Consider the following 17,729-nt stretch of genomic DNA (forward strand, 5'->3'; position numbering starts at 1 on the left):
GCCGAATGGCCTGCAAGTGAAGCTATCGGGCCTCGGAAGGCGAGTCCAGCCGTTGCAGATGCGTCAGAAGCGCTTGAACCTCCGCCGCAGCAGGGGCGTCCACACCGTACTGTCGTCCCACATCGGCTGACAGCGCCAGCAACATCGGCCGCGCGGCGGCCAGGTCGCCGAGACCAGCTGCGATCATCGCAATCTGTTGGCGGAGGGCAAACAGCGCCGGAGAGTCGGGTGGTACGACCCGCTGCTCGTCAGCGAGCAACGACTGCAGCTCCCGCAGCGCCGCCGTCGCCTCGCCCATCTCCGCCTGGCACACGGCGGCCTGATGCCGACAGTGCCAAATCAGCTCCTGATCAGGCACCGGGCGCTCCGCCAGGTCGGCGGCGAGCCGCGTGAACTCCGGCAGAGCCTGCCGATAAGCGCCGGCGAGGACGTGCAGGTTGGCCAGGTTCAGCCGCAGCTCTAGGATCCTCGGCTGCTTGGCGCCATGTCCCTTCAACACCGGCCGGAGTGCTGTTTCGAGCAGCTCGGCGGCCTGGGTGAAGCGCCCCTCTTCGGCGAGTTCCCAGGCGCGCTCCTCGACCTCGGTCAACTCTTCGAGCGACGGCGGCTCGACGACCTCCGGCGCGGTACGTGGTCGAACGATGTCCACCCGCGTCGGTGCGAGCAGCGCCTGGGGCGGCAACGGGCCGAAGGGGTACCGGTACGGCATCGTCGGGTCGATCGCCTGACCGTCGGCAACGGTCATCGCGAGATCGCCCGAAAGATCATGCTCGACCGCGCCGAACGGGGCCAGGATCTCGTACACCTCGGCGGCTGAACTGGGACGGCCCTGTGGGTCCTTGGCGAGCAGCCGGCCGACAAGCTGTGCCAAGCCGTCGGGCACGCCGGCCCGGTGTTTACTGACCGACGGGATGGAGTCGTTCATGTGTCGGTGCAGCAGGCCGAGCGCGCTGTCCGCGCGGTACGGCGGGTTGCCGGTCAGCACCTCGAATAGAACACAGCCGAGCGCGTAGAGGTCGGCCCGCGGTCCAACGGCGCTATTCAGCGCCTGCTCAGGGGCCATGTAGGTGGGGGTGCCGAGGGTGTGGCTGGTGGCGGTGAGCCTGGGCACGTCGGGGCCGAGTAGTGCGGCCACACCGAAGTCGAGGACCTTGACCGATCCGGTCGGGGTGACCATAAGGTTCTGCGGCTTGAGGTCCCGGTGTACGAGGGAGGCGGCGTGCGCGACGGCCAGGACCGAGCAGATCTGCGCGCCGATCGCGGCGGCCCACGGCACGGCGAGCCAGCCGCGCTCGGCGATCAGGTCGGCGAGGACGATGCCCGGTACGAGCTGCATGACGATGTAGATGTCGTCACCGTGGTAGCCGACATCATGAACACTCGGCACGCCCGGGTGGTCGAGTCGAGCGGTAACCCGGGCCTCGCGCATGAAGCGTTCGACCGCGTTCTCCCGCTCGCTCTCGGGGATGGTCAGCTTGCGGAGGAACTTGATCGCGACGGGCCGGTCGAGCTTCTCGTCGAAGCCGGCCCACACCTCCCCCATGCCGCCGTGGCCGAGCGGGTACGTCAGCTCGTACCGATCGGCGACGCGTTCCTGCGCCCGCATCAAGCCCCCACCCCTGCGTCGCAATCAGTTGCAGATATCGATGCTGCTAGTACTTGCCACCGTACAAGTCGTTCAGTCCCCGATAGGCGTCGAGCACCGCGGTCGTCTCGTCAGCGAGCTGCTCACTCGCTGATGACGGACCGGACATGAGGTCGACAGAGAGCTCGGCGAGCGCCTTCTCGGTACGTTGCAGGGTGTCGTCCAGCTCGCGATCCCTGATGAACGCCTCCCCTGACTCAACCGCTGCTGTCAGGTGGGCGACAAGTTTGGCAAGGTCAGTGTTGACCTCCTTCCACAGTGCATCGGCCTGCTGCTGCTGGTGCAGGAAGTCGCGTTGCGATCGGCTGGACTCGCCGGAGACATGGTCCTCGTGGTGCCGCAGCTCGTCGCGCACCGCCCGGATCTCCTGCTTGCGGGCCAGGCTCTTCGCGCCGTCCCACAGGGCTTGCGCCAGCAGCTCGCCTGCCGCACTCGGATCCACGAGTTCATCCAGCGCGGGCAGCGTCCGGCCTACCCGCTCCGCCAAGCCGACCAGCGCCCGAAAGGACCGCTGTTCCTGCGGCGTGGTCAGCATGCGGTGGATCTCGGGGAAGCTCCTGAGGTCCGGCGTCCTCACTCTGCCCGGCCGCTCGGCCATGAACGAGCCGACGATGGCCGCGACTCCGAGCACGAGGGCACCGCTCACGATGATCGCGGCGTAAGGTGCACCGCCCACCATGCAGAGGCCAGCGGCGACCACCGCGATGAGCATGATCTGCTTGGCGGCTCGGCCACTCGCCGCATCCGATGTCATCGGAGCTTCCGGGCTGATGTCGGTGACACTGCCCCACCCGTGCACGCGAGTGCGACCGGTCACCTCCACCGGGGTGAGCGCGACCGCGGTGGTCTGTGCGTCACTCGCGATCCACAGGTGGAACGACTGCTCTGACGAGTCCAAGGGGATGGATCGCCTTTCGTGATCGGGTGCGGCCTACGGGTTTACTAGTGGCTGGTCGCTCAGGCGATGCCCTTGCGGCGGCGGATCATCTGGTACGCCTGCCGACGCGCGAACTGGTTGAGCTGGGAGCGCAGGCTCTCGTCGTCGAGGTAGCGCTGCATCAGCTTGCCGTTGTCGTCGTGCCGGGACAGGATCACGTCCTCGATCCGCTTGTCGCAGACCACGCCGAAGTTGCTCTCGTCGTTGACCATGGCGGCGGCCTCCAGGGTGCCGTCCTCGGCCAAGGCGACGATCTGCTGCTCGACCCAGACCTTGTCGGCCTCGCCCAGCCCGATGCCGAACTTGTCGTTGAACACGTCGATCAGCTCTGACAACGCAACCTTGTCCAGGTCGTGCTGCTTGCCCGCTCCCCCGCCGACGAAGCCGAGCAGCATCTGCTCGCCCTCGGGGGAGAGCGACGCGTCGTGCTCGCCGGTCTTGCTGACCCGCAGGTGGGTGAGCGCCACCTCACCGATGTCGACGGACGGGTCCTGCCGGCGGGGCAGTCGGTTGAGCAGCGCCCGCCCGTACAGGTAGAGCCGTTCCAGGTCCTCGTCGTGGTAGGGCACGACCTGGCTGAGGAACGCGTACATCCGGGTGTAGTCGCGCAGCGCGGACCGGAAGCCGTCCGCGGCCTCCGGGTCGTCGGCGGCCAGGGCGTTGAAGCGCTGGACGGCCGGCTCGGTGAAGCGGTAGAGGGCGGCGTGCGCCCGCTGGAGGGCGGTGTCGCTCGTCGCCTTTTGCTCGGCGGCGAGCAGGGCCTCGGCGTACGCCTGCATCTCCGAGTCGACCAACACGGGGTAGCCGGTCACCGCGTTCTGGGCGGTGTAGAGCAGGTTGGGGTCGGTGGGGGTGGTGGCGGCGGTTTCGAAGTACGGCTTGAACTGCTCGGCGATGTCGCCGGCCTCGTTGACGAAGTCGAGGACGAAGACGTCGCCCTGGGCCTTGAGGGGGTGGGTGCGATTGAGCCTGGACAGGGTCTGCACGGCCGCGACGTTCTTGAGCAGCTTGTCGACGTACATCGTGGTGAGCAGCGGCTGGTCGAAGCCGGTCTGGTACTTCTCGGCCACGACCAGGATCTTGTATTCGGTGTCCTGCTTGGCCTTCGGCGTGCCGGCGTACTTGTCGTCGGCGGCGGTGTAGGCGAACCGCTCGGGCAGCTCACCCTCGCTGAACCCGTTGACCCGCGCCTCGGTGTACTCGACGCCGTCGACCTCCAGGTCGCCAGAGAAGGCGACCAGGGAGTCGCAGCCGACGTAGCCGTGCATCTCGACGTACTTCTTGACGGCGGTGTGCAGGCGGACGGCGGCCTCGCGGGAGCCGGTGACCACCAGGGCCTTGGCTCGGCCGCCGAGACGCGGCGCGGTGTGCTTGCGGAAGTGCTCGACGATGATCTCGGCCTTCTGCGCCTGCATGGTCGGGTGCAGGCTGGCGAAGCGGGCGAGCTGGGCGCCGGCCTTCTTCGGGTCGACCTCCGGGTCGTTGGGGTTGGCGTTGGCCAGCTTCCAGTACGACTTGTAGGTCACGTAGTTGCGCAACACGTCGAGGATGAAGCCCTCGTCGATGGCCTGCCGCATCGAGTACGTGTGGAACGGCTGCGGGTTGCCGGTGACCGGGTGCGGCGTGCCAAAAAGTTCCAGGGTCTTCGGCTTCGGCGTGGCGGTGAACGCGAAGTACGACAGAGTCTCGTGCCGGCCGCGGGCCAGCGCTGACGCGGTGAGGAGGTCACCCGACTCGTCCACGTCGTCGCTGCCGAGCTTCAGCAGCACCTTCTTCAGCGCGGCGGCCGAATCGCCGGACTGCGACGAGTGCGCCTCGTCGACGATCACCGCGAACCGCTTACCGCGCAGCCCCTTCACCTTGTCGAGGATGTAGGGGAACTTCTGCATGGTGGTGATAACGACCTTGGCCGTCTCACCTTGGAGGGCGGCGGCGAGCTGCGCGGAGTCCTTGTCGATCCGCTGCACCACACCGGGCACGTGCTCGAACTGGAAGACCGTGTCCTGGAGCTGCCGGTCCAGCACCACCCGGTCGGTGATGATGATGACCTTGTCGAAGACCGGCTCGTTGGGGCGCAGGCCCTTGGCCCGGGCGTCGTCGTCAAGCGTGGGCGCGGTGTGCAGGCTGGAGAGCCGGTGCGCCAGCCAGGCGATCGTGTTCGACTTGCCCGACCCAGCCGAGTGCATCACCAGGTAGTTGTGGCCGGCGCCGTTGCGGGCGGCATGATCGGCCAGGTTGGTGACCGCGTGCCACTGGTGGTAACGCGGGAAGATCAGGCTGCCGGAGTCCTTGTCGGTGTGCAGGAACCGCCGGACCAGGTCCATCCAGGTGTCCGGGTGCCAGATCTGCTCCCACAGGTAGGAGCTGCGGTAGCCTTTTTCGCCAGCGGGAGGGTTGCCGGCCCCACCGGAGACGCCCGGCCCGTCGGAGCCGGTGTTGAAGGGCAGGAACCGGGTCTTGTCGCGGGCCAGCTTCGTCGTGACGAAGACCAGGTCGGGATCCACGGCGAAGTGCACGAGGGTACGCCTCGCGAAGAGCAGTTCCTTCGGGTCGCGGGTCTCCCGGTACTGCTTCTTGGCGTCCTCGACGGTCTGGCCGGTCAGCGGGTTCTTCAGCTCGGCGGTGGCGAGGGGGATGCCGTTGACGAAGAGCACCAGGTCGAGGGTGTTGTTGTTGCTCGTCGAGTAGGCGAGCTGGCGGGTGACGGTGAGGCGGTTGGCGCGGTAGAGCTTGAGCGCGTCGTCGGTGATGGCGTGGGCAGGCTTGAAGTAGGCCAGCCGAATCAAGACGCCCTTGTCCTTGACGCCTCGACGGAGGACGTCGAGGGGGCCGCGCTCGTCGATCTGCTTTGCGAGGTACTGAGCGAAGTGCCGCTGCGCCTCGTCAGGGTTGTTCCCGTGGTAGGCCAACAGCTTCGCCCACTCGTCTGGTTGAGTAGCGCCGATAAAAGCGAACAGCTCGGCGGTGTCGAGGCCCAGCTGGCGGTCGTAGTTGCTCGCCACGCCGCGCAGCCACCCCGAGGCAAGCAGCCCGGCCTGGATCGCTTTCTCAAACGACTGCTCCTGATGCACGCGGCTCATACGTCCACCCCCCGGGCCGCCGTCACGTCGATCTGGCCGGTAACGGCCGCGGTGATCAAGGCCTGCCTACGTTCGGCTAGTAGCTCGACCTGACTCGCGAGCAGCTCACCTGTCCGTTTCGCCTGCTCTGCCGCCTCCTCCAATTGCGACACTAGCCGATCTTGGGTTCTTCTCTCTGGGAAGGGGAAGCGATGCGCCCTTAGCTGCTCCCCCGTGAGGTGCCCGATGGTCGTGCTGTTTCCCTCGACCGAAAAAACGTCCAATGCCGTTGCAGCCCGCAGGCAATAGAAGAGCCAACGGACAGAGCTTCGGCCACGGGACCGCGCCCGGTGAAGCGCCTTCTGGTAGTAAATCTCGCTAACGGTTCCGTCCCAGATGGCGCTGCGCCCGGGCTGTCCACCCTCGCAGATCAGCAAGTCCCCAGGACGGACCTCGTACCGCGACCGCTCATTCGGAGGAAAGTTCATGTACAGGAGATCTTCTGCGTCGATCCGGTCCCACTGCACATTAAAATTGCGCAGATATGGCCGAAGATATTCGCCGCGCGCCCGTTCCTGGTTAAGCATCTTGCCCAACAGGACCTCGTACTGGGTTGAAACGGCAAGCACTGGCCAATCAACCGGTACGTCGCCTAGCCATCTGAGCCCGCTGCTCTTCCTTGCTCCTGGTTCTTCCGTCCCGGCAATGGAATTGAATACCCGCGACAGTTCACGTTCTTCGAGCAGCTTTAACTGCTGCTGACGGGCCCCGATAAGCCCCCAAATCCTTGCCGTTTCGGCGTCGAGGAAGGCGGCGATGCGCCGCTGCTCGTCAAGCAACGGCAACGGCGTGCGGAGTTCCTCGATGTCTGGCATATAGACAGTCTTATGCGTTGATCCCGCAGCGACTCGTCTGAGATCTGGAGCCATCGCCCGCAGGACGTAGAGCAGGAACTTCGGATCCAATTCGCGATTACAAGTCCAGGTAGCAAAATCCTGACTCGTCGCCATGTCTTTGCCCATGATTGCCGAGAACCCAACCGAGGCCGTCCTCGACAGGATCACAGTCCCTGCCGAATGCCTGACGGCCGAGGAGTTGGCTAGACCAAGCTTACTGATCTTTTCCTTTGTGTCATGGACGTGGTGGAGGGTTCCATCCCGAAGTTGCCACACGTCAGCTAGCGTTACCCAGGGAACGTCACAGTCGGTCCAGTACTCCGGCTTCTGACGGCTCGGCGTGTGCCCTGTGCCCAGCTTCGCCACATACCTGATCGGCACTGTCGCCCAGCGGGAGCCGGCTAGCCATGGCGCAATGCGACTCAATTGGTCACCTCGCCGAGCAGGACCTGGATATCCGCTTCCAATGCCTTGATTTCAGCGTCAATTTCGGCCAACGGCCGAAGGGGCTGGTAGACGTAGAAGTGGCGTACGAAGGGGATTTCGTACCCGATCCTGGTCTTTGTTTCGTCGATCCACGCGTCGGGGATGTGCGGCAGCACCTCGCGCTTGAGGTAGTCGTGGATGTCCTCGTCGAGCGGCACGTTCTCGTTGTCCCGCAGATCCGCGTCCGCCAGCGGCTTGCCCTTGCGGTCGGTTTGCACCTCTCCCCCGGGGTCACTGACCGAGAACGCCTCCCACACCGCCTTCTCCACTGGCGCCGGCAGCTTGCCGAGCCCGTTCAGCTTCATCGCAAACTCGGCGCGCCTCGCCGACTGTGTGCCGATCAGCGACTTCGCCGCCCCCAGCAGCGACTCCCGCTCGGCGTACTTGAGCACCGCCCGCGCCTCCGCGAGCAGCGCCATCGTCTCCTCGGTGACCTCGAAGCACAGTCGCAGCGGGCGCTCCACGGTGATCCGCTGATAGCCGAAGTCGGTGGTCGTGAAGACCTTTACCTTGGCGTGCTGCGGGTGCTCCGGGTCGTCCGCGATGGACAGCGCGTCGACGTACGTCCGGGTCAGCTCGTCGATGTGGTCATCGGTGAGCATCTTGCGCTTGTCGCCGAGGCTCTTGCGCATCTTGGTCCAGTAGTCCCGGCCGTCGAGCAGCACGACCTTGCGCCGGCGGGCCGGCTCCTTGCGGTTGGTGAGGATCCAGAAGTAGGTGGAGATGCCGGTGTTGTAGAAGAGCTGGTCGGGCAGCGCGACGATGCCCTCCAGGAGGTCGTTCTCCAGGATCCAGCGGCGGATCTCCGACTCCCCCGACCCGGCCGCGCCGGTGAAGAGCGGCGAGCCGTTGAAGACGATCGCCAGCCGGCTGCCGCCGTCCTCGGGGCGCTTCATCTTCGAGATCATGTGCTGGAGGAAGAGCAGCGAGCCGTCGTTGATCCGCGGCAGGCCGGCGCCGAACCGACCGGCGTGGCCGCGGGCGGCCTCGGCCTTGATGTAGTTCTCGACCTTCTTCCACTCCACCCCGAACGGCGGGTTGGCGAGCATGTAGTCGAAGCGCTCGGCCTCGTGGCCGTCCTGGCTGAACGAGTTGCCGTAGGCGATCTTCGTCGGGTCGCCGCCCTTGAGCATCATGTCGGACCGGCAGATCGCGTACGTCTCGCCGTTGAGCTCCTGGCCGTACACCTCGACGGTGGCGTGCGGGTTGTGCTCCTGGATGTGGTCCTGGGCCTCGCTGAGCATGCCGCCGGTGCCGCAGGCCGGGTCGTAGACCTTGCGGACGATGCCGGGGGTGACGAGGTCGTCCTCGTCGGGGGCGAGCAGCAGGTTGACCATCAGCTTGATGACCTCGCGCGGGGTGAAGTGCTCACCGGCGGTCTCGTTGCTGATTTCGGAGAAGCGGCGGATCAGCTCCTCGAAGACGTAGCCCATCTGATGGTTGGAGACCACGTCCGGGTGCAGGTCGATGTCGGCAAACTTCGCGACCACCTGGTAGAGCAGGCCGGCCTCGGCGAGCCGGCTGATCTGGGTGTCGAAGCCGTACTTCTCCAGCACGTCCACCGCGCCTGGCGAGAAGCCGCCGATGTAGGCCCGCAGGTTCAGCGCGACGTGGTCCTGGTCGCCGAGGAGCTTGCGGAACGACATCTCGCTGGTGTTGTAGAACGACAGGCCAGCGGTCTTGCGCAGCACCGGGTCCATGTTCTGCACACCCAGCTCCTTGAGCTGCGCGTGCCGGGCGAGCACCGCGTCCTTCGTCGGTTCCAGCACGCAGTCGAGCCGGCGCAGCACGGTCAGCGGCAGGATCACCCGACCGTACTCGGACTGCTTGTAGTCGCCGCGCAGCAGGTCGGCCACCGACCAGATGAAGTTCGCGAGCTCTTGGTGCTTGGTACTCACCAGGTTCCTTTCGATTGCCTTAAGTCAAGGAGTATGGCTGCTGCTTGTGCATCGTTGTAGCCCCCACCCGGTGCGGGTCGTCGTCCGATCCGTCAGTGGAGGCAAGCCCCTGTAGTCCTTACCTAGCTGGCCGCTTACGGGATGGTCGCTGATCGGGGTGGAGCGCCCCGCGGGCGAGGCCGTCGGCGGTGAGCTGGACCAGTTCTGCGCCGAGCGACGCCGCCTGTCGGATAGCCGACTCAAAGGCCTCCAGTCGCTGGAAGGCTTCCCCGTGCGCCCGCTGCTCGTCGAGAGAAAGCCGCCGCACCTGCGCCCGCCGGATGTCGAACCGCAGTGTGCCCGACAGGCTCGACGCCTGCTTCTCGTTCGCTGACGTCCGCAACTGCCCGGCGAGGAACCACGAGTCGAGCGCGGCCGGGTTGGGCCGCAGCAGGTAGAGGTTGCGCCCCAGCAGCGCCCCCTCGGCGCTGACCACCCGGGCGGTGAGCGTCCGGGCAATCATCGGTACCACCACGTCCCCGACGGCGACGGGGATCTCCTGACCGAGCTTGCCGTCGTCCCGCCCGGAGGCGTCCTCACCGTTCAGCACGTCCTGCACGGTCAGCACGGGTGGCCCGTCACCCGAGGTCCCGTCGCCGTCGGATGAGGCGGTCCGGATCGGGCCGAGGAGCTGCAGCGCTCCCGTCCGGGCCAGCTCGCCGACCGAGAGGGTGAGGGCGGCAGCCCCGTCGGGCGTGGGGGTGACCTGCGGCATCAGCGCCGGCAGCTCGCCGACGATGGCGGCCAGCCGTTCCCTGGTGCGTACCAGATGTTCTCCGCTCTGCTCGCCCCCGATGGCGGGTTGCCGGCGGGCGGGGGTGAGGTCGACCTCCTCGTCGAGCAGCTCGATGACCGATACCGCGCGGGCGAAGCCGACCTCCTCGATCTCGACGTCGGGAGCGGCGGTGAAGGCCCGCCAGGTGGTCAGTACCCGCGCGTACAGCTCGGCGAGGTCGCCGTCGGCGGCGTCGATCAGCAGCGCCCGCGCCGGTGGCGGCGCGTCGGCCGCGGGCCGCCGCAGCACCCACAGGTGAAGTGGTACGCCGTGCGGCGCGGCCACCCCCGGCGGTAGCGCGACGACGGCGCGCAGCGCGCCGCGGCGCAGCAGCTCTGCGCGGATCCGCCGGCCGGCGCGGCGGCCGGCGGCGGTGGGGGGCATGAGCAGGACGGCGTGCCCGCCGGGACGCAGGTGGGCCAGGGCGTGCTGCACCCAGGCCAGCTCCGGTTCGGTACGCGGAGGCAGGCCGTACTCCCAGCGCGGGTCGTAGCCGAGTTCCTCGTGCCCCCAGGTGGTGATGCCGAAGGGCGGGTGGCAGAGCACGGCGTCGACGGTGCGGCCGGGGAACGCGTCGGCCCGTAGTGAGTCGCCGGGGCGGATCTCGCCGGGCACGTCCCGCAGGGCGAGCCAGAGTCCGGCGAGCCGGGCGAGGGATTCGTCGAGTTCCTGCCCGTACGCACAGGTGCAGCCGGCGCGGACGGCGGCCCGGAGGGTGGCGCCGGAGCCGGCGGCCGGGTCGAGGACGGCGCCGCCGCCGACGTCGGCGAGCCCGACCATCAGGTCGGCCAGGTCGTCGGGGGTGGCCCAGGTTCGGCCGGGGCCGGGGGCGGAGAACCGCTGCCACAGCTGGTCGAAGGCGGCTTGCGGGCCGAGGTCCTCGGCGAGGGCGTCGATCTCGGGGAGCAGGTCGGCCACACGCCGGTCGACCTGCCGGCGTGAGGGGCGTTCGCCGCGTTGGCGGGCGAGCAGCAGGGCGCCGACGGCCGCGAGCGCGTCGGCGGCGGTGTCGGTGGTCGGGGCGAGATGGCGCCAGAGCCGGTCGACGGGTGAGACCTCGGGGAGCTTGCCCTGGCCGCGCAGCCACTGCTCGACCTGGATCAGGTCGAACTCCGGGCTGGCCGGGGTCCCGCCGACCGGGGCGGGGAAGTCGGGGTGCCGCTTACGCCAGTTGCTGACTGCGGCGCGACCGACCCCGGCGAGCCGGGCGATCTCCGCTGCCGTGATGGTCGGTGTCTCATGCACCTCCGAAGTGTGTCACACCTGTCAAGCATCGCGCTTGTTGACACGGTTCACAGATGGTGCTCTCATTGACCCCGCCACGTTCACAGCAGGAGGAAAACGATGCGTAAGACCACCACCCTCGCCCTGATCGCCACCGGCCTCGTCGCCCTGGGCTGCGGCTCCGGCGCCACCGACGACGCCACCGGCAGCAAGGCCGACGCCGGCGGCGCCAAGGGCGAGGACAAGCCGGCGAAGACCGCGAAGATCGGCCAGGCCGCCCGGGACGGGAAGTTCGAGTTCACCGTCAAGTCGTCGAAGTGCGGCGTCGCGAAGGTCGGCACCTCGATGCTCGGCGACAAGGCCCAGGGCCAGTTCTGCCTGATCACGATCAACGTGAAGAACATCGGCAAGGAGCCGCAGACCCTCGACGGCAGCAGCCAGAAGGCCTACACCGCCAACGGCACCGAGTACTCGTCCGACACCGAGGCCGGCCTCTACGCCAACAAGGAGGCGAGCACCTTCTTCGAGGAGATCAACCCCGGCAACCAGGTGACCGGCGTGTTCGTCTTCGACATCCCGAAGAACGTGAAGCTCACCAAGCTCGAGCTCCACGACTCGGCGTTCTCCGGCGGCGTGACCGTCTCTCTCGCCTGATCCACCGCTGGACCCGGGGCGGGCGACACCGCCCGCCCCGCTCCCCCGGGCACACCGCCCACCGCGCCAGCTCACAGAGGAGACCGTCATGACGGACCCGACCACCCAGATCCCGCCCGGCCAACCCGCCGAGCACTCCGCCGCTCCGATTCAACTCGTGCCGCCGGCCGAGACCGCACACCTCGCCGGTGCAGCCGAACCGGACACAGTCGAGCGCCGTCCCGTCCATGCCCTGAACGGTCGCACCATCCTGCTGATCGCAGCATGTGCTGTCGCGGCGCTGCTGGTCGCCGGCACTGGCCTCTTCCTGGCCCTCTCCGAGAAGAGTCCAGCCCCGTCACCCCTCGTCGAGAAGAAGTCGCCGTTCGTGCTGGCCAAGGAGAAGTGCGGCAGCACCTTCGGCAGCGACGTCGAGCTGGGCGACGAGGGAAGAACCCTGACCCTGCACGGAGACGGCAAGGAGAGCAGCGGCCTCAGCTTCGGCAAGCTGGAGTGCTACTGGTCGGAGCTTAAGATGCCCGACTCGGTCAAGGAGGAGCTCCTGGCCACCCGCGCTCTCGACGGCCGGCAGAGCGGCGACTGGGACGGCGTCCACGCGTCCTGGAGCTACCACCCGGACAGCGGTCTGCAGATGGTCTTCACCCTCGCCGATTGATCTGACCCGGTCCCATCCCTGCGGCCCGCGGCCGGCTGGCGGTTGATTCGTTCACGACATCAGCTCCATAGCGCACAGCGGCAATTCCTTCCTCAGCCACCGCCCGCCGGGCGGGCCGACGAGCCGTCGGCCCGCGAACACCACGCGCCTGGAGGCGACGATGACTCTCCCCCGTCCCAACTCGGTACGCACAGTGTGGGCCGGTCCCGGTCTGTGCCCGCGCCGGCCCGCTGGACTCTTGCTGGCCGCCACGCTGGCGACCGTCGGCCTGGCCGGCTGCGGAGGCGACAACAAGACCATCGCCAGCCCACCCACCGCAGCGGCCAGCCCTTCGGCCTCGGCGAGCGCATCCCCGACCCCGACGCCGAGCCCCACGCCGCCCGCTGACAGGGACGGCGACGGCATCTCCGACAGCAGCGACACCTACCCCGACGACCCGAAGAACGTCCCTCAGCAGGAGCCCTTCGTCCTCACCTGCTACGTCACCGATGACTTCAGCGAGAGTTCGCCGTTCACCATCCTCACCGGCAAGGATGGCCGGCCGGACTTCACGGAGGTCTGGGCCGCGAAGGCGGTCTCCTGCGACGTGGGTCAGGAGATCCAGCCGGTCAGCCCGGTCGAGAAGGCGGCCTACAAGACCTCGAAGTACGACGACGGCAACATCGCCGTCCTGTACGAGATGTGCGGCGAGGTCGACACCGACGACCCGTACGCCGAGAACGGCTTCGCCGCCAGCAGCGAGCAGATCCCCGAAATCAAAGCAGCGCTGACCCTCTGCCCCAAGCACCCGTACGCGAAGAAGTGGCGGCAGGCCGTGCAGCGCGGCCAGGCCGACGCGGACCTGGAAGCCCAGGGACGGCTGTTCGAATCCGGCACCTACCGGGTCGGCAAGGAGATCAAGCCCGGCACCTACGTCACCCACGACGTCGATGGCTGCTACTGGGAGCGCCAGAACAGCTCCGGAGACATCATCGACAACTACTTCACCAACGGCGCCCGCCGGGTGCAGGTCACCATCCGCTCCTCCGACTACGCCTTCCACTCCGAGAACTGCGGCGAGTGGCGCCCCGCTCGCTGACGCCGTTTTCCCGGCCAGCCTCTTTGCCCGACAATAAGACGTCAGGAGGCGTCGTGCGTTCCGATGAGTTCCTCCGCGCCCTGGACCTGCTCCCCGCTCCGCTGCACGACCGCGCCCTCGCCCTCCGCGGCTACGTCAGGCTCCGGCGCTGTGAGACCTGCCAGGCCGTCGGCGACGCGGTCCGGCTGGCGCTGACCGCCGTTCACTACGACGAGCTCGCGTCGGCGACGCAGCTGCTCGACACCGCCGAGCAGCTCGCCACCCCGCACAACCTCGCCTGCCGGCCGGAGCACCAGCCGGGCCGCGGCCAGGTCCGCCGCTGGGCGGCGACGTCCGCGCCACTGATCGCCGCCACCGACGCCAGCTGGAAGGGGCGCGCCGGCGGCATCGGGTACGTCGCCAGCGACGGCCGCTACGGCCTGCGCAGCCGTCGCCCGGGCCGCGTCGACCCGACCGGGTTCTCCCGGGTGCTGGTCAGCGAGCTGCGGGCGGTCGAGTTCCTGCTCACCGCGTACGACACGCCGCCGGTCGGCATGACGGTGCTGGTGGACAGCCTTCCGGCGCTGAGATACCTACATCGCTGGCAGGGCGGCGAGACCGGCGCGATGCCCGCCAGCTACGACCTGCGCCCGCGGCGCGCGGGCATGAAGCCCACCCTGGTCCGGCTCGCCGAGCTCGTCGCCAGGCGCCCGGACCTGAGGTTCGCGCACGTCAAGGCGCACGCCCACCACGCCCTGAACGAGGCCGCCGACAGCCTGGCGCACATGGCGCGCCGCCGGGTCGAGGAGCCGTTCGACGTACGCCCCCGGGCGCACGACCTGGCCGAGGCGTTCCTGCGCGATTGGCACGTTGCGCAGGCGGCCTGACCGCCGATCTATAGACGACGGCAACTCCACAGCGTCGCCGCGCCACCACCGCCAGCGAACCAGCACGAGCCGGAACCGTCGGCCCCGCACGCCGTCCCCGAACCCGCATCACCACCCGTCGGAGGTCGCCTGATGAACCGCACCGAACCCCTGGTCGAGCTGATCTTCGACCGGCTCGCCGCCGACCGCGTACCCGATGACACCGCCGACGTGGTCCTCGCGGCGCTCAGCGGCGAGGCCGACCTGGACGCCGCGCTCGCCGGCGAGCCGACCGCGTTGGAGCCGCAGCGTCCGGCGGCGGACCAGCCGCAGGAGCGGATCTGGCTCTCGTCGGTCACCGTCGCCGGCTTCCGCGGCGTCGGCCCGGAGCGCACCCTCGCCATCGAACCCGGTCCGGGTCTGACCGTGGTGGTCGGCCGCAACGGCTCCGGCAAGTCCAGCTTCGCCGAGGCGGTGGAGCTGGCCCTGACCGGCGACAGCGCCCGCTGGGTCGACCGCAACAGCGTCTGGCGTACCGGGTGGCGCAACCTGCACGCCGGCGAACCGTGTCGGATCGCCGTCGAGCTGCGGGTCGACGGGGTCGCCACGCCCACCCGGGTGGTCCGTTCCTGGCCAGTCGGGGCAGAGCTGAGCGAGGCCGAGGTGACCGTGACCAGCGCGCGCGACAGCCACAAGGATCTCGCCGAGCTGGGTCTGGCCCGGCCGCTGGAGCTGTACCGGCCGTTCCTCACCGCCGCCGAGCTGGGCCGGCTCACCGCCGGCACGCAGAGCCAGCTCTTCGACGCGATCTCCGCGATCCTCGGCCTGGAGGCGATCACCGACGCCGACCGCCGACTGATGGCCGCCACGCGGCCCATCGACGCCGCCATCAAGGAGGTACGCGGACAGCGCGCCGCCCTCGCCACCACCCTGGCCGAGGTGCCCGACGACCGGGCGCGCCGGGCGGCGGCGCTGCTCGCCGCGAGCCGCCCCGACCTGGCGGCGCTGACCGCGATCCTCGACGAGCCGGAGGAGCCCACCGCGGACGAGGCCGTGCTGCTCTGCCGGCGGCTGGTGGGGATGCAGCTGCCCGACGCCGACGAGGTGGCCCGGCTCGCCGGGCAGCTGCGCGAGGCCACCGCCGAGGCGCGCCGACACGACGGCGGGCGGTCGCGGGCGTCGCTGCGCAGCGCCGAGCTGCTCCGACTCGCCATCGAGCACCACGACGACCGAGGTGGTGGGCCGTGCCCGGTCTGCGCGACGGGCAGCCTCGACGGCGACTGGCGGACCAGCGCCGCCGCGTCCCTGGCGGAACTGCGCGACCGTACGCTCGCGGCCCAGGCCAGCGCCGCGCGACTGACCGCGCTGCTACAGCGGGCGCACTACCTGATCGACGACCTGGACGTGCCCGACGACGGCGCCGCGGGGGTGCCGGTCGTCGGGCTGCAGGCGGCCGCGGCGGCGCTGCGGCTGGCGCCGGGTGGACCGGAGGAGCTGGCCGACCATCTGACCGCGCGGTACCCGGCAGTGCTCGCGGCGGCGCAGGCCGCGCAGGCGTACGCGAAGGGTCTGCTCCGCCAGCGCGACACCGGCTGGCAGGCGGCGGCCGGCGACCTGCGGACCTGGCTCGCGGCAGCCGGAAAGTTGCCGGAGCGGGAGCGGACCCTCACCCGGTTGAAGGCCGCCCGGAACTGGTTGAAGGCCACGGCGACCGAGCTGCGCAACCAGCGGGTGGCGCCGTTCGCCGCGCACTCGCAGCGGATCTGGGCGCAGCTGCGCCAGGAGAGCAACGTCGAGCTCGGGGCGATGGCCCTGGAGGGGGCGAACACCCGGCGGCGGGTGGTCTTCCCGGTCAGCGTCGACGGCGCCGACAACGGCACCGCGCTGGGTGTGATGAGTCAGGGTGAGATGCAGGCGCTCGGGCTGGCGACGTTCCTGCCGCGCGGCTGCGCGCCGGAGAGCCCGTTCCGGTTCATCGTCGTCGACGACCCGGTGCAGAGCATGGACCCGTCGAAGGTCGACGGGCTGGCGCGGGTCTTCGCCGAGCTGGCCGAGCAGCGGCAGGTGGTGGTCTTCACCCACGACACCCGGCTGCCCGAGGCGGTGGAGCGGCTGAACCTGGGCCAGGCCCGGATCGTCGAGGTGGCCCGCGCCGAGCGGTCGGTGGTGACGCTGCGGCCGGGCTCCGACCCGGTGACCCGCTACCTGGACGACGCGTACGCGCTGGCGCGCAACGAGGAGATCGCCGCCGAGGTGCGCGGTCCGGTGGTGGCGGAGCTGTGCCGCTCGGCGATCGAGGCGGCCTGCCACCGGATCGTCTGGCGGCAGCGGGTGGCCCGGGGGGTGCCGCACGACCAGATCGAGGCGGCCATCGTGGCCGCGTCCCGGCGGCTGACCACCACGGTCGCGTTGGCGGTCTTCGACGACGCCGAGCGGGGCGGTGACGTGCTCGGGTATCTGAGTCGCCGGCACGGGTCGCGGGCGGTGGGCGCGTACCAGGCGTGCAGGGAGGGCGTGCACGGGGCGTACCTGGCGGACCTGGCCGGCCTGGTCGCGGACGCCCGCCACCTCGCGGCGGTCCTGTCGTGACCGCCGGTGGCGGTGCCCGGGCGGCCGCGCCGACGCCGCAGCGCTGCCTGGCGGCGGCCGACCAGCTGCTGCGCGGCGCCGGTGCTCTCGGCACGACTGCGGTGACCGCCGGCTGGTGGCCGCGGGCCTGCGCCTGCCTGATCCGGCTGGCGCTCGAGGGCGGCATCGACGCCTACTGGCGGCGGGTCAAGCCGCCGGTCGCCTCGTGCCGGCAGGGCCGGGCGAAGCAGCTGATGCTGCGCGGCCGGCTCGGGCCCGGCGTCGGTGTCGCCCGCCGCGTCGCCTTCACCTGGGCGACCCTGTCGACCGCCGCCCACCACCACTGCTACGAGCTGGCGCCGACGGCCGCCGAGCTGCGTCGCCTGCACACCGAGGTGAGTGTTCTGCTCACCCAGCTCAATGGAAGAACGGACCCCGAACGATGACGTACCCGCAGTCCGGCCCCGACCCCACCCGCCCGCAGCCGCCGGTCTCCGGCGTCCCGAGGCTGTACCCGCCGGTGTCCGCTGTACCCGGGCCGTACCCGCCGGCCTCCGGCCTGCCCGGGCCGTATCCGCCGGTCTCGGCCGTGCCCTACCAGCCCGGCGGTTACCCGCCGGCGGGGCAGCGGATCGCGGTGCAGGCGCCGCTGACGTCGGGCATGGCGACGGCGTCGCTGGTCCTCGGGATTCTCGGCGTGCTCGGCGGCTGGTGCCTGTTCGGGCTTCCCTGCATCCTGGCCGTCATCCTCGGCCACGTCGCCCTGGCGGAGACCCGGGACGGCAGGAGGTCGGGGCACGGCATGGCGGTCGCCGGTCTCGTCCTGGGCTACGTCTTCGTCGGCCCGATGATCGCCTTCACGGTCATGGTGTTCTTCGGCAGCGTCGTGGGCGCCGGGTGACATCGTCGAAGCCGCGCCGCACCTGGCGGCGGTCTGCCGATGGAGCCACGCCCACGGACCATCCTGGCG

13 protein-coding genes are annotated in these 17,729 nt (G+C 69.5%); 7 read left to right on the top strand and 6 right to left on the bottom strand.

The window, feature by feature from the left end; translation table 11 throughout:
* Positions 1-22: 22 nt before the first annotated feature.
* The 6 genes from ACFOYX_RS33395 to ACFOYX_RS33420 all read right to left on the bottom strand — a co-directional run bounded on the left by ACFOYX_RS33395 (position 23) and on the right by ACFOYX_RS33420 (position 10,980).
* Positions 23-1,606, bottom strand: coding sequence for a protein kinase (locus ACFOYX_RS33395; protein WP_322438759.1), 1,584 nt, complete (start codon positions 1,604-1,606; stop codon positions 23-25).
* A 46-nt stretch (positions 1,607-1,652) separates the two neighbouring features.
* A complete protein-coding gene (locus ACFOYX_RS33400; protein ID WP_322438760.1) occupies positions 1,653-2,543 on the bottom strand; it encodes a hypothetical protein in 891 nt (296 codons plus the stop codon).
* Between the two features lie 59 nt (positions 2,544-2,602).
* A complete protein-coding gene (locus tag ACFOYX_RS33405; RefSeq protein WP_322438761.1) occupies positions 2,603-5,662 on the bottom strand; it encodes a type I restriction endonuclease in 3,060 nt (1,019 codons plus the stop codon).
* Positions 5,659-6,918, bottom strand: coding sequence for a restriction endonuclease subunit S (locus ACFOYX_RS33410; protein WP_322438828.1), 1,260 nt, complete (start codon positions 6,916-6,918; stop codon positions 5,659-5,661). Before ACFOYX_RS33410 ends, ACFOYX_RS33405 begins: the two co-directional genes overlap by 4 nt.
* Positions 6,919-6,959: 41 nt before the next feature.
* On the bottom strand, positions 6,960-8,921 hold the full coding sequence (locus ACFOYX_RS33415) for an N-6 DNA methylase (protein WP_322438762.1): 1,962 nt from the start codon (positions 8,919-8,921) through the stop codon (positions 6,960-6,962).
* A gap of 118 nt (positions 8,922-9,039) precedes the next feature.
* The gene (locus ACFOYX_RS33420) at positions 9,040-10,980 is read right to left on the bottom strand and encodes an N-6 DNA methylase (protein ID WP_322438763.1); all 1,941 of its coding nucleotides are present in this window, start codon (positions 10,978-10,980) and stop codon (positions 9,040-9,042) included.
* A gap of 99 nt (positions 10,981-11,079) precedes the next feature.
* Between ACFOYX_RS33420 and ACFOYX_RS33425 the strand changes: the two genes are divergently transcribed.
* The 7 genes from ACFOYX_RS33425 (at position 11,080) to ACFOYX_RS33455 (ending at position 17,660) form a co-directional block, all read left to right on the top strand.
* Entirely contained in the window at positions 11,080-11,613 is a 534-nt protein-coding gene (locus tag ACFOYX_RS33425; RefSeq protein ID WP_322438764.1) for a DUF4352 domain-containing protein, read from the top strand.
* A gap of 88 nt (positions 11,614-11,701) precedes the next feature.
* A complete protein-coding gene (locus ACFOYX_RS33430) occupies positions 11,702-12,268 on the top strand; it encodes a hypothetical protein (protein ID WP_322438765.1) in 567 nt (188 codons plus the stop codon).
* A 160-nt stretch (positions 12,269-12,428) separates the two neighbouring features.
* Complete coding sequence (locus tag ACFOYX_RS33435) at positions 12,429-13,346, top strand: hypothetical protein (protein ID WP_322438766.1); 918 nt, start codon at positions 12,429-12,431, stop codon at positions 13,344-13,346.
* A 53-nt stretch (positions 13,347-13,399) separates the two neighbouring features.
* On the top strand, positions 13,400-14,212 hold the full coding sequence (locus ACFOYX_RS33440) for an RNase H family protein (RefSeq protein ID WP_322438767.1): 813 nt from the start codon (positions 13,400-13,402) through the stop codon (positions 14,210-14,212).
* Between the two features lie 132 nt (positions 14,213-14,344).
* Positions 14,345-16,780, top strand: coding sequence for an AAA family ATPase (locus tag ACFOYX_RS33445; protein ID WP_322438768.1), 2,436 nt, complete (start codon positions 14,345-14,347; stop codon positions 16,778-16,780).
* The gene (locus ACFOYX_RS33450) at positions 16,777-17,205 is read left to right on the top strand and encodes a hypothetical protein (protein WP_322438769.1); all 429 of its coding nucleotides are present in this window, start codon (positions 16,777-16,779) and stop codon (positions 17,203-17,205) included. The genes ACFOYX_RS33445 and ACFOYX_RS33450 overlap by 4 nt, the downstream gene beginning before the upstream one ends.
* A complete protein-coding gene (locus ACFOYX_RS33455; protein ID WP_322438770.1) occupies positions 17,202-17,660 on the top strand; it encodes a DUF4190 domain-containing protein in 459 nt (152 codons plus the stop codon). The genes ACFOYX_RS33450 and ACFOYX_RS33455 overlap by 4 nt, the downstream gene beginning before the upstream one ends.
* Positions 17,661-17,729: the final 69 nt, after the last annotated feature.

Source organism: Micromonospora sp. GCM10011541 (assembly GCF_042650725.1).
GTDB lineage: Bacteria > Actinomycetota > Actinomycetes > Mycobacteriales > Micromonosporaceae > Micromonospora > Micromonospora sicca.

What these genes read in the sequence shown, in the direction of transcription:
- ACFOYX_RS33435 (WP_322438766.1), top strand. Translation starts at nt 12,429, where the DNA reads ATGACTCTCCCCCGTCCCAACTCGGTACGCACAGTGTGGGCCGGTCCC.
- ACFOYX_RS33430 (WP_322438765.1), top strand. Translation starts at nt 11,702, where the DNA reads ATGACGGACCCGACCACCCAGATCCCGCCCGGCCAACCCGCCGAGCAC.
- ACFOYX_RS33455 (WP_322438770.1), top strand. Translation starts at nt 17,202, where the DNA reads ATGACGTACCCGCAGTCCGGCCCCGACCCCACCCGCCCGCAGCCGCCG.
- ACFOYX_RS33445 (WP_322438768.1), top strand. Translation starts at nt 14,345, where the DNA reads ATGAACCGCACCGAACCCCTGGTCGAGCTGATCTTCGACCGGCTCGCC.
- ACFOYX_RS33395 (WP_322438759.1), bottom strand. Translation starts at nt 1,606, where the DNA reads ATGCGGGCGCAGGAACGCGTCGCCGATCGGTACGAGCTGACGTACCCG.
- ACFOYX_RS33425 (WP_322438764.1), top strand. Translation starts at nt 11,080, where the DNA reads ATGCGTAAGACCACCACCCTCGCCCTGATCGCCACCGGCCTCGTCGCC.
- ACFOYX_RS33405 (WP_322438761.1), bottom strand. Translation starts at nt 5,662, where the DNA reads ATGAGCCGCGTGCATCAGGAGCAGTCGTTTGAGAAAGCGATCCAGGCC.